Here is a 13,865-nt window from a genome sequence, read left to right on the forward strand (position 1 = left end):
GTTCTGCTCCTTTCGAGCTCAGCCCTCATCGTCCTGGAAGCCGACGGCGAACCAGCTGAGGAAGCGGCCGCCTTCGACCCTGTCCCCCGTGGGGCATCGCGCCGGAAGACCGGGGGCAAAGTGGTTCCCGTCGAGCGCGGGATTGACGAGGATCGTGGCGTCCGGGTCGTTCGGATCGGGGATTTCGATCTCTTTCTCGCCGAGGATGTGGTCGCCTTCGAGAATGACGCGATATCGCCCCCGTGGCAGGCGCGCGGGTTCGTTGTTGACCCCCATCGGGCGCAGCCTGACGCCGGTGACGACCGGATCCGCGCTTGGCTCGGGGGGCGCTTCGAACGTTTCGCCGCAGACCGCGTCGACGATCAGCGGTTCGATCCGTAGTTCCACGTTGCAGTAGCAATAGGTATCCAGGCGCCCGTCCCCGCGGTCGTTCGGTCTGCGCAACAACAGTTGGACCGACTGGGCGTGCAGCGTCTGCGCGAGCACCGGGCGGTCGCGGTCGAAAACCACGACAAGGCCGTCGCGCTCGATCCGATCGAGTTGCTCGCCGTCTTCCTCGATAATGCCGTCATGCGGCCAGTTGATGCCGACGATGCGCGGCAGGTCGTCGCGCAAGCCCGCGCCGTCCTGTCCGTCTTCGCCGTCCTGTCCGTTCTGTCCGTTCTGCCCGTCCTCGCCGTCAGCGCCCGGCGGTCCGGGCGGTCCCGGCGGGCCGGGCTCTCCGGGCTGACCGGTTCCGGCGCCGGCCATGCAGGTCAGGATCTCGGTGAGAAGCGCCGTGGAGGGCAGCAACCTGCGCTCGGCCCGGTTGTCGATCACCGCGTCGGTGAACGGGTCTTCCCACCGATAGCCGGCGATGGTCGCCAGCACGAGAACGTCGTTTTCCTCGCAGGTCGGGCAGGGATCGAGGACGGTATTCAATCGGTCGATGCACTGATCGCCGTGGATGTCGTACTCCGCCAGCCCCCCCGGCACGCGCGGATCGGCGTCCGGCGCGTCGCCCGCGAAGGTCACCAGCAGCCGCCGGTCGCCGGTCAGCGCCAGCGCGCGCGCGTCGGGCGGCGCCGGTATCGCGCCGCTCAACACGGGCGGCTGGCCCAGGATCAGCCGCGAGACGGACAACAGCCGCAACTGCGTCTCGCCGGTCGCGGTTGCGAGCAAAAGGTAAAGCCAGTTGCCCCCGTCCGAAAACGCCGCCGCGAGAGGCGTGTCAGCCACGCCTTCGACTGGGTCGCCGACGGCGCTCAGCCGGTCAGGGGCGCTCGCCGCGTCGGGGGTGGCGGCGCGCAGCAGGATCCGCTCGCCCGCCTCGTCGACCAGCGCCAGCAGGTCCGCGCCGTCATGCAGCGTGACGGCGGCGCGCGCGATCCGGCTGCCAGCGTCGGCAAGCGGCATGTCGATCAGCGACAGGTCCGACAGACGCAGCGCGCTGAGCGCGCCCGCGTCCGAGTAGTGCAGATAGGCAAAGCCGCCGCCCGCGCCCGGCGCCAGACCGGCGATCGTGTTGGGCAGCGCAATCTCATTCGGCGCCGCCGGGTCCGCGGCGGCGCCGACATCGTCGTCCCAGACGCGCAGCGTGGCGTCGTCGGCCGAGGCCACAGCGAGGCGCCCATCCCCCAGAAAGGTCATGAACGCCGTCTCGCCGATCCCCGGCGCGGCAAGCGTGCGGATCGGCGCAGCGGCGATATCGGCGGTGTCGAGCACGGAAATCTCCGCATCCCCCCCGCCATCGGGGACCAGCATGACGAGAAGCCGCGCGCCATCGGGCGAAAGCGCCAGCGAACGCCCCTGCATGCCCGAGAACCCCGCGCTCGCCACGATGGCGTCGGTATCGCTGTCCAGCGCGAAAAGCTCGGACGGGGCTTCGTCGGTCAGAACGTAAAGCCGCCCGCCGGCGCGATCGACGATCAGCGCATTGGCGCGGTCGATGTTGTTGGTCGATGTCCACTCGACCGTGTCGAGCCCGATCGCCGGCTCCGTCACCGGGCGGTCGAGCGCCACCTCGAACTGGTAGCCGTCGACCAGCTTGCCGGGCAGGCAATCCTGCTCTGCGCCGCAGCCGTTGAACACGGCCGGCACCGGCTCGGTCGGGCATTCGGCGTGGCGTAGCACCAGGCTGATGCGGTGGGTTTGGTCCGCGTCCGGCGCATCGTCGGTTTCCTCGCGGGTGCGCCATGTGTCGAGGAACAGCGCGCGCAGATCGATCATCGCCGGTTCGCGCACGAGGATCTCGCGCCCGCAACAGTCAACCGCGTAGCCAGGCTCGACCACGACGAACTGTTCGCGGCATGCCGGGTTCGGGTGCTCAACGACCCTGAGCCCGCAGGCCGTGCCCCAGCCGTGCAGATACTGGTTGTGGCGGTGGTGCTTGCCCAGGAAATAAAGCTGTTCGTCAAGGAAGTCCTTGGCGCTCATCGGCTTTCCGTCGAACAGCGTGTTGCGCGCCAGCTGGGGAGGATCGCAGCTGGGGCAGTCGACCGGTTTGCATCCGTGGCTCATAGCAGGCTCCTGGTCATTCGAGGGTTGTGTCGACGCCCAGACGCGTGCCCGGGCTCAGCGAAAAGACGTGCGGCGGACCGGCAAGCCGGATATCGTCGCCGAGGGTGGAACGGTCGGCGATGGCTGTCTCGATGCCGCTGCCGAGGATGGTGTTGACGCCAAGAAGCGTGTCGCAGCCCATGACGAAGCGCGGTTGCATCACGTGCACGTCGACCTCGACATGCGCAGGGCGCGCGGCATCCACCACGTCCTCGAGCGCGGCGAGATCGCGGTCGCTGAAACCCTCGGACACCGGCACGTACACGGTGGCGCGGTGGGCGAAGGCGGCGATCGGGTCGGTCAGCGGGTCGCCCCCGTCGACCAGCGCGAAACGCCCGATCTCGGCATAACCGTCGAGTTCGAGACGCCGGATCAGCTCCGGCCCCCACAGGGCCGCGGAGCCGTCGAGCCGGCTTTCGTCCAGCGTCAGCCAGCGGCGCAGGCGGAAATGCTCGACAATCTTCGGGTCGATGCCGGTGTAAATCTCGACATGGCGGCGCAGCCCCTCGACCGTGCCCTTGATCCGGAACAGGGCGGGCGCTTCGGCCACCAGCCGGCGCCGGCGCGCGGCCGACCAGTTGCGATCAAGCGTAAGCCCGATCCAGCCGCCCAGCCAGTCAAGGAAGTCGGCCCCGTGCGCGCCGGCCTCGGCCGCAGGGGTCGCCATCGGGTCGATCAGCGCGGGCAGGTCGTCGAGATGCCCGGTGACGCCCGCGCGGATTTCATCGAAGAGCATCATGAACCGTTGCAGGAAATCGGCGCTTTGCGGCTCGGACGACCAGACGGCGGGAAGGTGGCGGGCGGAGGAGTTGCGCGGATAGGTGATCGTCAGGGCGCGCAGCGTCGGGGTGAGCAGGCCATCGCCGCTGAACCGCATCCGCAGCCAGAGATAGCGCCCCGGCCGGGTGCGGATCGCGGCGACCACCTCGCCCGTCGCGGGGCCGAGAGCGGTCACCGTCCATGCAGTGTCGGGCAGCGCGTCCACGGTCAGCGCGTCAAGCGCGCTGTCGCTGCTATAGGCCAGAAGTTCGATCACGGCGCCCTCGGGGATGTCGGCGTCAAGCCGCGCGCGGTCCCAGACCGTGCCCGTGCGCCCGCCGTCGAGGCGCTCAAAGGCAAGCTGGCCATGTTCGAGCCGCGCGATCTCTTCGGCGCGGTGCAGGCAGGGCTGGCGGGACGTGCCCAGGATCGCATGACCATCGGCGTCGAACGCCATAAGGCTGCACCCGGTTGGCGCCAGGCAGTCGCCCGCATGCGGCGCGATCCGTCCCGAGGGGTCGCAGCAATGCGGGCGGGCCGCGCAGGGCAGGCGCGTGGACACCCAGATCGTGCCGTCCCGGTCGATCGCCAGCGTCGCCGCCTCGATCGGCGCGGGCAGGCCGTCGCCATTGTCCGAGCGCGCGATGATCCGGCCATCGCAGCCCAGTTGCGCAATCCCCGGCGCATCCGCCTCGAGCACGAAGAGCGTTCCATCCGCGCCGACGGCCAAGGCGTCGGGGCCTTGCAGCGGCGCCTGTTCGTCGCTGGCGCCAGCGGTCTGCGATTGCAGCCAGCCGCGCCAGTCGAAGAACGCGATTGTCCCGGTCTCGCGGTCGCTCGCGGCAATCCGTCCGTCGGGCAGGACGGCGAGATCGCGGGGATCCCAGATGTCGCCGGGCAGGACCAGCGTGCCATCGGGGCGCCCGGTCGCCGGATCGATGCCGGGGCGCGGGCGCGCGGGGCAGAGCGCGCCGTCCTGCACGACGAACGGCCCCCATTGGCGCTTGAGGCGCCAGTCGGCCAGCGACAGCGCGGTCACCATGCGCGCCTGGCCGTCGAGGGCCAGCAGTTCACCGGCGGCTGTGACGGTGATGGCGATGGGGTCGAGCAGCCCAAGCCGCCCGTCCTGCCCGCAGGGGACCGGCGCGAAGCGCTCAAGGCAGGGATCATACCAGACCAGCCGCCCCTTGGAGGTGATCAGATATAGCTGCCCGCCCGGTCCAGCCGCCACCCGGCGCGGCATGGCCCGCCCGCCGAGGTCGCCGCTCGGATCATCGAGCGGGCGAAGCGTGCCGGGCCGCTGCGCCAGCGTGGCGCCGTCCGCGCTCCAGGCGATGCCCTCGCTTGACGCGAGGCGCCAGCCGGTGAGGGGATCGAGGCGGAAGCTTGGTTGCGCGTTCATCAGCCACGGCCCTCCGGAAACAGCGTCAGGCTGTGCCGGCCCGCGAAGACCAGCTCGCCGGGGCAGATTTCGATGTCGCGGCAGAACGGTGCGAGCTCTCCGTTGACGCGGATGGCAAGCTGCCCGTCCGAAAGCCTCAGGATGTCGCGGGTCTCGATCACCAGACGATAGATGTCGGAGTAGTAGATATTGCCGCCGAACGGCCAGCCGAGCCCGTCCGCGCCGCCCGTCAGCGGATGCAGGAAGGCGTTGAGACGCGCCTCCAGATCCTCGCGCACCGTTTCGGGATTGGCGGTGCGGCCGGTGACGATATCCGCCTCGATCGCCACCTCGTTGTAGGTCGGCGCGACGATGTGCAACTCGGTCGAGATCAGGCGCAACCCGTCAAGATGGGTGGCGACCTTCGCCAGCGTGTAGGCGCTGGGCGTCGGGTTGGGCGCGTCGCCGTCGGGCACCACGATCACGGTGACCGAGCCGGGGATTTCCACGCCCGGATAGCGCGGATGCGTGAGCGCCAGCGCCTTGGCCCGGCGCACCCCGGCCTGAAGCGCCAACGTTTCGAAGTCGATGGCCGTCACCGCGCGGCCGTTTGCGGCGATCTCGGACGCAGCGCGCGCCTTGGCGGCATCGACGCTTTCCTCATCGGCGCCGCCGGTCGCCGGGAACGGGTTGATGACGCCCTGAACGCCCGGCAGGTGGCTCTGGATCGTCGATATTGCGCCGCCGGGCAGGTTGCCGCGCCGCCCGCCGCCAGACTGGTAATCGCGCGCCATGATGTTGCCCACGCCGCTGGCGGGCGCAAAGACCGGCGGGATCAGCCCCTTCTCGCCCGAACCAAAGGCGACGAGGCCGGTCGCGTGATTGATGGTGAAATGACGGTCCTCGGGCCCGGAGGCGTGGAAATCCTCGACCTCCTGCCAGGGGGTGAAGCCCGCGCCCTCGTCCACCTCGAGCGCGACGGAGCGGATCGTCACCACACGCCCGTCCGGGGTGACGGTTGTTTCCGGGGTTTTGCGCATCAATACCGGCCTGCGCGACAGCGTGAATGTCTGGTTCGGCACGCCGAGGCTGCGCCCGAGGATTTCCCCCCGAAGCGTGGTGTGCTGGCGCGCCTCGACGCAGTTGACGAGGATCGCGTCAAGGTCGGGCGCCTTTTCCCAGCTTGCCGTCTCGACCCGGCAGCGCAGCCAGTAGAGCGGTTCGGCAACGTCGCCGCGCGCCGTGAGCTTGGCGCCCGTTCCGGGGCCGCGTAGCACGATAAGCCCGTCGCGGGTAAAGGCCGTGGTCTCGTCCCGCAACAGGGTGAGCGGCTGCCAGTGGGTCGCATCGAAATATTCCCAGACAAGGGCGGCCGGCGGCGGCAGGTCATAGACCTTTGCCGGGTCGGTGCGGCTTTCGCGCGGGGGCGGGCCGTCGGTCTCGGCGGTGCGGACGTAAAGATGGATCGGCCCGTTGGTCGCCGGGGCCGGCCCGGCAAAGCCCAGCATCAGCGCCGCGCCATCGCGCGCGCGCGGCCCGAACGGGTGGAATGTCTGGCCTTCGGCCTCGGCGGCGGTGGTGGCCTGGCTGTGTGAAAAGCCGTCCCAGACCTGGATCGCGCTGAGCGGCGCGCCGAGCACCGGCGCCGCCTCGGTCGTCTCGAAGACGATGGGGCCGTCTTCGTCGCCACCTGCCGCGACCTGCGTTCCGGCGGGGACCACGATCTCGGCGACGTCGTCGCGCGAGGGCGTGAAACGCACGACCGCGCCGGCGGGGCTTGCCTGTATCCGCTCGATCCCGACCATTTGCAGCATCTTGATGTAGACGCGGTCCGGCACCCGGTTCATCCGGTAGAGCGTGAGATCCGTCATCCAGGCGAAGAGCTTGGCCAACGCGACGCCCGGATCGCTGTCGTTGCAGTCGGTCCATTCGGGCAGGAAGCGCGGCTTGAGGCGCAGGAATTCGGCCACGATGTCGTCATAGCGGCGGTCGTCGAGGTTTGGCGCTTCAAGCGGCACGGCCCGACCCTCCTTCGTCCAGCAGGTAGAACGGGAAGACGAGGTTGCCGAAGGCGTGGGTCGCGCGCAGACGATACTCGATCGAGATCAGCAGATGGTTCGGCGCCTCGCCGTCGCCGACATGGATGTCGATCACGTCGATCCGGCGTTCCCAGTGCAGCAGCGCCTCGCGCGCCTGATGTGCGATCTGCGCCTGACTGGCCGGGGTATTGTCAGTGAAAACAAAGTCATGGATGCCGCAGCCGAAGGTCGGGTTGCGCTTCAGTTCGCCCTTGCCGGTGGCGAGGATCAGCCAGATGGATTGCTGCACCAGCCGCTCCTCGCTGACGAGCGCGATGCCGCCGTTCGGCGTGACCCGCAGCGGAAAGGCAAAGCCCGTTCCGAGAAATTTGCGCGGCGCGCTCATGGCAGGTTCTCTATGATCTGTTCGAGCACGGTGACCGTCTCCTCGAGTTTCTGGATGGTTTCGGCGAGAGCTTCGGCGTCCTCGGGATCGCCGAGTTCGGGCAGCTCGAACGACACGCCGGCCAGTTCGAGAAAGCTCATCACCATCGGCATCAGGTTCTCGACCGGGCCAAGCGCGGCCTGCGCGTGGCGGGCGGAGTTGCTCGCGTTCTCCTGCGCGCATTCCAGCAGCGCCTTCAGTTGCGTGTTGCCCGCGGCTTCCGCCGCCTCGAGCCGCAAACCGATGCCCTGCATGACGCCCAGCACGGTCTGGAGGCTGCCGATCATGCATTTGATGATCTTGATGATTAGCCGCAGCAGGTCCTTGACGAAGTTGTAGATCGGCACGCCGGGAATCAGCATGCCGAGACAGGGCGCAAGCGCGGCTGCGGCCTCGATGAAATCCGGCACCGCCTGGGCCAGCTTGATGGGGTCGGGCGGGTTCAGACCCTTGACGACCTTGATCAGCGGCTCGATCAGGCCCAGCACTTTCAGCAGGCAGGCGATACTGGCCAGGTAGGGCTGAAGCTGGATCAACAGGTTCGTCGCCAGAGAGCAATCGTCGGGGATGCCGTTGGTCAGGTCCGGGATGGCCTGTATCCGTCCACCGTTCGGCAGGCTGATGCCGAGATCGCCGACCTGCGGAAAAGACACGTCGGCGCAGGCCGGGAGGGCCATCAGCTCCTTGAGCTCGTCGGGGACGGGGATGGTGTCTTCGTGCAGCATCAGATCACCGCGCCTCCGACATTGACGACCCGGTCGCGCCCCGGCCCCTTGATCCGCACGATCGGCGCGTCGAGCTCGATCAGCGCCAGCGCCTTGAGCACGATCTTGCCGTTCGACAGCACGATCCTGTTGCCGTTGGCGTCCTCGATGGCGATCGTCCCGGCGCCTTCCGCGCCCGGCGGGGAATCGATCAGCCGGATGGTGTGACCGTTCTTGGAGCGGATGATCCGTTCGCGCGGGTGGGGCGTGGGCGGCTTGTCCACTCCGTTCCATGTGTAGCCCAGGATCACCGGCTGTTCGGGATCGCCGCCGAGGAAGCCGATGACGACCTCGTCCTCGAGCTCGGGGGCGAAGAACATGCCACGGTCGTTGCCGGCCATCGGCGCCGCGACCGGCGCCCACGCCGTGTCCGAGCGCCCCGGCTCTCCGGGCATCTGCACGCGCACCCGCCCGAGGTCGTCGGGGTCGTCGACCTCGATCACCAGCCCGGTGACAAGTCCCTCGCGCGTCTTCATGTCCCGCCTCCCGCGCCGCTCGCGGCGCCCTGCGGGATCGGGTTGATCCGGTGCGCGGTAAAGCTGGTCCGGTAGCCCTGGTCGTTGATGACGTGGCTTGTCGTCAGGACGTTGTAGGCGCCTTCGAAATGCCGCCCGACCCCGAGGATGTGAACCGTCTGGCCGGCGCGCAGGTGGGGCAGGCCGACGCAGCTCGCCGTTGCCGTCACAAGCGTCTGGTAGCTGCCCTTGAGCGCGTCGATGGCGCGGCGTTCAGCCTCCTGCTGGGTCTGGGCGGGGGGGTCGATGATGACTTCCTCGCGATTGGCGGCGCGGGCCACGCCGATCAGGTCGGCGTTCGGCCGCTCGGCCGCGGGGATGTCCTCGATTGTCTTGGTGACCTCGATGCGTTCCTTGGCGTTGCGGTCCCAGCCGCAGACCTTGGCCGACCAGATCATCTGCGAATTCGCGTAGGTCGGATGGAACGACGCCAGCGACTTGCCCCATTCGAGGACGTAGCTGACCTCGCGCGCCGCCTCGTCGGGGGGGCCGAAGCGGATCACGCGGGTCGGGTTGCCCTCGTCGTCGTAATCCTCCTCGAGCACGACGTGATACCCCAGAGCGCGGGCTCGCTGCATCAGGAAGACGATGGGATATTGCCCGTTCATGAAGATGTGGTCATGGACCGGCTCTTCGTCGCGGGCCGCGTCGCTGACCCGCACCGGCATGCCGAAGCCGGGCTTGTTGTTGTCCGGCTCCGCCGGGCGCGACAGGGTTTCGGCCATGTCGCTGTCGCGGACCCCGACCGAACCGTCCTCGGGCCAGGACCAGGTGTATTGTCGGTCGCGCAGGCGGTCGAGCACGTTCAGCCCGCTGACGACGATCTTGGAATGGCCGCTTTCGGAAAACTGGACATCGACCGAGGTGACCATGCCAAGCACCATGTGGTTGAGGTTTCCGTGATAACCCATTGAAACAAGAAGCTCCTGCCCCGGCTCGAAGAAGTCGGGATGCGCGTCGCTCGCCACGGTGGCGTAATGGCCGTAATAGATCGGCTGGTTGCGCTCGGCGTCCCAGTTGTTCACCACGAGGGTGAAACCGTCGATCTGTTCGAGCCCGTCCTCGTATTTCACCTCGACCACATCGCGCACGGCGCCCGAGGGGTAGGCGGTGCTGTCGGGATCGGCGTCCATCGGCGGGACGGTTCCGAACATGAAGACCTGGAAATCGGGAACGTAGAAATCCCGCTGGTCTTCGGAGAGGCGGATGATCTCGGCGGTCATGGCGCTGTTCCCGTGATGTGCATCGGCTCCATCTCGATCACCTCGCCGGGCTGGATCGCCTCGGGGTCGTCGACGCCGTTGTTTTCCGCGATGTCGCGCCAGTCCGAACCGTCGCCGCCCTGCTGCTCGGCGATGTCGGTGATCGTCTCGCCCTCCGAAACGGTGTGCGCCTGCGCGCGTTCGTCGCCGGCGACGGCCTGTTCTGCGACCATCTCGGACAGGGTCTTGTATTCCTTCAGCGTCAGCGAAATCGTGGCGCGCAGCGGTTTGCCGAGCGAGGAGAACATGGTGAACCGCTGGCGCACGGATTCGACCACGCCCTTGAAGCCATGCCGCCCGGCGCCCAGCGTCGAATAGCTGCGCCCGCCGGGGAAACTGTCCGCGCCCCAAGCGAAAAGCACGACGGGCAGGGCGCGCGTCGCGGGGTCGATGCGGACCAGGTCGTAGAAGGGATCGGTCTTGCGGGTCACGGGGGCCGCGTCGGCGCCGGCGCCGCCTTCGTCGGTGCTGTCGAAGAACAGGTCGAGCGTCAGCGTCTCGGCCTCGCCGCGCACGTATTGGAGCATCGTCGAATCGAGGCCCGGAACGGCGATCTCGGCCAGTTGCGCGGTCTTGTTCAGGGTGAACTCGGTCGGATTGAACGCCACTTCCAGCGGCGCGCCGACAACCGATCCATCCGCCTTGAGGCGCTGCATCTCGGCTTTGGCGAGCCACTGCATCAGACCAGATCCTGCGGCCGGCGGAGCGCGGAGCCGCGCAGCCCGCGCTCCTGGTCGCGGCGCTTTTCGGAGCGGCGCTCGTCCTCGACCTGGCGCATGATCTCGGCGACGATCTCAGCCTTGAGCGCGCGAAGATCGACGGCCAGCGCCTCTGCCGTCATTTCCTGGATATCGACATCCATGTCTGTCTCCTAGCTGAACAGGTTGCTGACCGTGTCGGCCAGCGATCCGCTTCCCGCGCCGGTCTGGCGCAGGCCTTCGTGGGTGATCTCGATTTCCTCGACTGCGACCTGCGACTGGCCCGCATGCATCGCCGGACCCGCCCAGCGGACCGGCAGCCCGCGCACGAACCGCCAGACCCGCACCGTTTCGCGCTGGTCGTCCAGCAGGCTGATGACGCCGTCGCGCCGCTTGCCGGCGCCTTCGATGAAATCCTGATGCCAGCGCCAGAGGTCGGCGGAGGTGACGACGCCCTTGCGCAGCTTGATGTTCGACCAGTTCGCGCGCCCGACGAATTTGAGCGTCGTGCCGTTGTTGCCGCCTTCGGGATAGCTCTCGGCGGGGATGGTCACCTCGAGCCCCGAACATTCGGCGAAACCGGCTTCGGGCGGCCTGCCGACGGCCAACTGGATGAGCGACCCGACACCCGCGCTTTCGGTGAAGGAGATGGTGAAGTTATGGGCAAGGACGGGGTCGTCGGTTCTCATGTCGGCCACCCCCCTGTCGCGGTCAGTTCGGCGAGGTCCATCGCGTCGAGCGTGAAGGTGAGGCGGAGGAACACGAACTCGGCCGGAAGCGTCGGGGCCACGGCGACGAGAACGACGAATTCGCCGTTGTCCACTGTCGCCGCCTCGCGGTCGATCACCACGCGAAAGGCGTCGTCGGGCGTTGCGCCGCGCAGCCGCCCCGCCTGCCACTCGATCTCGAGCAGGGCCTCGATCGTGGCGATCACCCGTTGCTCGAACGTCGCGTTGGCGGGTTCGAACACGGCCCAGGCCAGCGCGCGCCGGAAGCCGCGCTTCAGGCGGATGATCAGGCGGCGGACCGTCAGTTGCACCCAGTCCGGATGGCTCGACAGGGTGCGCGCGCCCATGATGCGGATGCCGCGCCCGGGACGCGCCGTGATGGCGTTGATTCCGTGTTCGTTCAGTATGGCGTGCAGCGCGTCGTCGATGGGGCAGGCGGCAGCGGCGGTGAAGGCCAGCGGGCTGTTGGCCGGGGCGGCGCGACCGGGATCGCGATCCGCGAGCGCGAACTGCCCGAGCGCGTGCCCGCTTGGCGGAATCCGGCGGACAATTCGCCCGGCGCGGTCGAACGGGTCGGCGACGTCGATCCACGGGTGATAGGTCACGGCGTAGCTGCTGTCGAACTGCTGACGCCAGCGGATAAGGTCGGGCAGGTCGGGGCAGCGCCCGCCCGCCGCAAGCGGCGGGTCGATCAGCGCGACCCGGTCGCCGCGCCGTTCACAATGTTCGACCATGTCGCGCTGAATGCCCTCGATGGACGCCTGGGAGAAACCGGGCGAGGCCTCGGTGAGCGTGGCCGGGCCTGGGGGCGGCGGCAGATTGGCCGGATCGGGGCAGAGCGCGCAGGGATCGGGTTCGGGCGGGTCTTCGGGCAGATGTTCGCGCGCGGGTAGGTCGGGCAGCATGATATCCGGCATGGCGATGGCGGCGGGTTCGGCGATGTCGTCGAACAGCATGAGCCCCGCCGCGCCCGTGAAATCCGCGGGCTGAAGGTTCGCGGTTCCATCGCGCCCGCCCTGCATCATGAGCAGCCCGCGCTCCAGCAGCGGCGACTGCGCGTCGATCCAGCGATCCGTGGCGCCCGGGAAAAGGGCGATCCGCACCAGTCGCGAGCGGTCGTTGACCGGGCTTTCAGTGGCCGCTGTGGGGGTCGGCAGGTCGATGTCCTCGTGGGTCTCGATCAGCCGGCCAGCCTCGCGCACCGACAGCGTTGCGGCGCGGCGGCGCATGTGGATCGGTTTCGTCCCATCCGCCGCACCCGTCATGTCGAACCCGACGAGCGAATCCGCCAGCGTCACGGTCAGGTCGGCCCTGTCGACCGCGTCCAGAACCGTGCGGTGCATCGTCGCGCCGTCCTGCGATATCTCGACCAGGCTGCCCGGCGCCAGCCGGTCCACCCGGTCAATGGAAAGGCGGTCACCCGGGTCGGGGGTCGATCTTTCCCGGCTCATGTAGTCGCCGGAAAAATGCGTCGCGATCCGCAGGCTGAGCGCATTGCCCCAGCGGCCCGGATCGGCCGCCTCGACCGTCAGAATTGGATCGCCCGCCTCGTCATAGATGATGCCGCTTGCGACCGCCGCGCCAAAGCCGACGTGGATCGTCTTGCTAAGATCGAAGCGATCCTCGAACGGGTGCGACCAGGTGACGGTATTGCCCGCAACCGTTGCGACCAGCCTCTCGTCGCGCGCGGTCGAAGAGACACTGATCGGCTGCGTCAGATCGAAGGCGTCTGCGATCGGCGCGCTCCAGGCGATCGACATCGCCGCGGCGTCCACTGCGACGATCTCGCGCCGCGCGGGACGGGCGCCGGGTTGCTGCAGATGCGCAACATTGCCGGCGATCATTCCCGCGAGGCTGGCCACCACCGTGGATTTGCCGTCCGCGGGCTGTGCGCCCTGGCTCTGGGTGGCGCTGCTTTGCACGAGCGTCCCGACCGCCCCGGCGCGCACCCCCGTGGTCTCGGCAAGGGCGCTGGCGGTGCGGTCCGCGGGCTGGGCGCCGGTCGTCTGCGTCTCAAGCGCGGGGGCTGCGACGCGCAGGACGTGGCAGCGCAGCCCGCCATTGTCAAAGAACCCCCGAACAGCGAAGCCAAGATAGGCGTTGGCCTGAAAATCGCCGTAGGTCGCGACGAATTGCGGCCAGCCCTCCAGCACCTCGACCATGCCGACGGGGCCGCGTTCGGCAATGCCGACAAACGCCGCCACGTCGATCCGCGCCGGTTCGGGCGGAGCGTTGCGCACATGCCTGACGTGAAGGCCGGGGTTGAGAGGCTGAAACACGGTCCTCGCGCCTTTCTATGCCGCCGCCAGCGTCAGTTCGACGCGATCGACGGAGATCTCGATCATCTCGATGGCGACGTCGTTCGAGGTGGCGTTGAAGCTCGGCCCCTCCCATTTGGTGATGAAGGCGTTGCGGAAGGACCAGCGCAGCCGGTCGACCTGAAGCTCATCGGTGAGGACGATGGCCCCGTCCCTGAGCTGCGGGGGGCCGTTCAGGACTTCCTGCCACCAGTTATACAGTTGCAGGTCGGTGGTGATCCCGCGCTTGGCCTGGAGGTTGGTGAACTTGCGCAGCCCGTATTGCTTGCGGGCGTGCAGGTAGGGGTCGTCGCCGTCGCGGTATTCGACCTGGTCGACCTCGAAGGTCAGCCCCGAGAATTCGCGAAAGGCGGCTTCGCCCACGCCGTCGACCTCGAAGCGGAAATTGTATCCCGTGAACGGGTTTGCGCGGTGTCTGTCGGGCATGACGTTTCCTTTC

12 protein-coding genes are annotated in these 13,865 nt (G+C 68.3%); all 12 read right to left on the reverse strand.

The features are described 5' to 3' along the window. Window positions 1-18: 18 nt before the first annotated feature. Genes D6850_RS08410 through D6850_RS08465 form a run of 12 tightly spaced genes read right to left on the reverse strand, consistent with a single transcriptional unit; the run spans window position 19 to window position 13,852 of the window. A complete protein-coding gene (locus D6850_RS08410; protein ID WP_121165802.1) occupies window positions 19-2,499 on the reverse strand; it encodes a WD40 repeat domain-containing protein in 2,481 nt (826 codons plus the stop codon). A gap of 13 nt (window positions 2,500-2,512) precedes the next feature. Next, complete coding sequence (locus tag D6850_RS08415) at window positions 2,513-4,699, reverse strand: phage tail protein (protein WP_121165804.1); 2,187 nt, start codon at window positions 4,697-4,699, stop codon at window positions 2,513-2,515. Beyond that, entirely contained in the window at window positions 4,699-6,696 is a 1,998-nt protein-coding gene (locus D6850_RS08420) for a putative baseplate assembly protein (RefSeq protein ID WP_121165806.1), read from the reverse strand. Before D6850_RS08420 ends, D6850_RS08415 begins: the two co-directional genes overlap by 1 nt. After that, window positions 6,686-7,102, reverse strand: a complete 417-nt coding sequence (locus D6850_RS08425; protein ID WP_121165808.1) for a GPW/gp25 family protein — start codon at window positions 7,100-7,102, stop codon at window positions 6,686-6,688. The genes D6850_RS08420 and D6850_RS08425 overlap by 11 nt, the downstream gene beginning before the upstream one ends. Then, window positions 7,099-7,866 carry a hypothetical protein gene (locus tag D6850_RS08430; RefSeq protein WP_121165810.1) on the reverse strand — a complete coding sequence of 256 codons (768 nt, stop codon included), beginning with the start codon at window positions 7,864-7,866 and terminating at the stop codon, window positions 7,099-7,101. The genes D6850_RS08425 and D6850_RS08430 overlap by 4 nt, the downstream gene beginning before the upstream one ends. Then, window positions 7,866-8,381, reverse strand: a complete 516-nt coding sequence (locus tag D6850_RS08435) for a phage baseplate assembly protein V (RefSeq protein ID WP_121165812.1) — start codon at window positions 8,379-8,381, stop codon at window positions 7,866-7,868. Before D6850_RS08435 ends, D6850_RS08430 begins: the two co-directional genes overlap by 1 nt. After that, on the reverse strand, window positions 8,378-9,643 hold the full coding sequence (locus tag D6850_RS08440; RefSeq protein WP_121165814.1) for a phage late control D family protein: 1,266 nt from the start codon (window positions 9,641-9,643) through the stop codon (window positions 8,378-8,380). Before D6850_RS08440 ends, D6850_RS08435 begins: the two co-directional genes overlap by 4 nt. Continuing rightward, window positions 9,640-10,362, reverse strand: coding sequence for a CIS tube protein (locus tag D6850_RS08445; RefSeq protein ID WP_206019231.1), 723 nt, complete (start codon window positions 10,360-10,362; stop codon window positions 9,640-9,642). The genes D6850_RS08440 and D6850_RS08445 overlap by 4 nt, the downstream gene beginning before the upstream one ends. Beyond that, the gene (locus D6850_RS08450; protein ID WP_121165816.1) at window positions 10,362-10,544 is read right to left on the reverse strand and encodes a hypothetical protein; all 183 of its coding nucleotides are present in this window, start codon (window positions 10,542-10,544) and stop codon (window positions 10,362-10,364) included. The genes D6850_RS08445 and D6850_RS08450 overlap by 1 nt, the downstream gene beginning before the upstream one ends. A 9-nt stretch (window positions 10,545-10,553) precedes the next feature. Beyond that, window positions 10,554-11,069, reverse strand: coding sequence for a phage tail protein (locus D6850_RS08455; protein WP_121166859.1), 516 nt, complete (start codon window positions 11,067-11,069; stop codon window positions 10,554-10,556). After that, window positions 11,066-13,387 (reverse strand): phage tail sheath family protein, encoded by a 2,322-nt coding sequence (locus D6850_RS08460; protein ID WP_121165818.1) that lies wholly within the window; start codon window positions 13,385-13,387, stop codon window positions 11,066-11,068. Before D6850_RS08460 ends, D6850_RS08455 begins: the two co-directional genes overlap by 4 nt. 15 nt (window positions 13,388-13,402) lie before the next feature. Next, window positions 13,403-13,852, reverse strand: a complete 450-nt coding sequence (locus D6850_RS08465) for a phage tail protein (RefSeq protein ID WP_121165820.1) — start codon at window positions 13,850-13,852, stop codon at window positions 13,403-13,405. Between the last annotated feature and the right edge of the window lie 13 nt (window positions 13,853-13,865).

This window comes from Roseovarius spongiae (genome assembly GCF_003651245.1).
Taxonomy (GTDB): Bacteria; Pseudomonadota; Alphaproteobacteria; order Rhodobacterales; family Rhodobacteraceae; genus Roseovarius; species Roseovarius spongiae.

Bases quoted from the DNA above. Each gene is read 5' to 3' on its own strand.
- D6850_RS08455 (WP_121166859.1), bottom strand. From the start codon at position 11,069: ATGAGAACCGACGACCCCGTCCTTGCCCATAACTTCACCATCTCCTTC.
- D6850_RS08410 (WP_121165802.1), bottom strand. From the start codon at position 2,499: ATGAGCCACGGATGCAAACCGGTCGACTGCCCCAGCTGCGATCCTCCC.
- D6850_RS08415 (WP_121165804.1), bottom strand. From the start codon at position 4,699: ATGAACGCGCAACCAAGCTTCCGCCTCGATCCCCTCACCGGCTGGCGC.
- D6850_RS08425 (WP_121165808.1), bottom strand. From the start codon at position 7,102: ATGAGCGCGCCGCGCAAATTTCTCGGAACGGGCTTTGCCTTTCCGCTG.
- D6850_RS08450 (WP_121165816.1), bottom strand. From the start codon at position 10,544: ATGGATGTCGATATCCAGGAAATGACGGCAGAGGCGCTGGCCGTCGAT.
- D6850_RS08435 (WP_121165812.1), bottom strand. From the start codon at position 8,381: ATGAAGACGCGCGAGGGACTTGTCACCGGGCTGGTGATCGAGGTCGAC.
- D6850_RS08445 (WP_206019231.1), bottom strand. From the start codon at position 10,362: ATGCAGTGGCTCGCCAAAGCCGAGATGCAGCGCCTCAAGGCGGATGGA.
- D6850_RS08465 (WP_121165820.1), bottom strand. From the start codon at position 13,852: ATGCCCGACAGACACCGCGCAAACCCGTTCACGGGATACAATTTCCGC.
- D6850_RS08430 (WP_121165810.1), bottom strand. From the start codon at position 7,866: ATGCTGCACGAAGACACCATCCCCGTCCCCGACGAGCTCAAGGAGCTG.
- D6850_RS08440 (WP_121165814.1), bottom strand. From the start codon at position 9,643: ATGACCGCCGAGATCATCCGCCTCTCCGAAGACCAGCGGGATTTCTAC.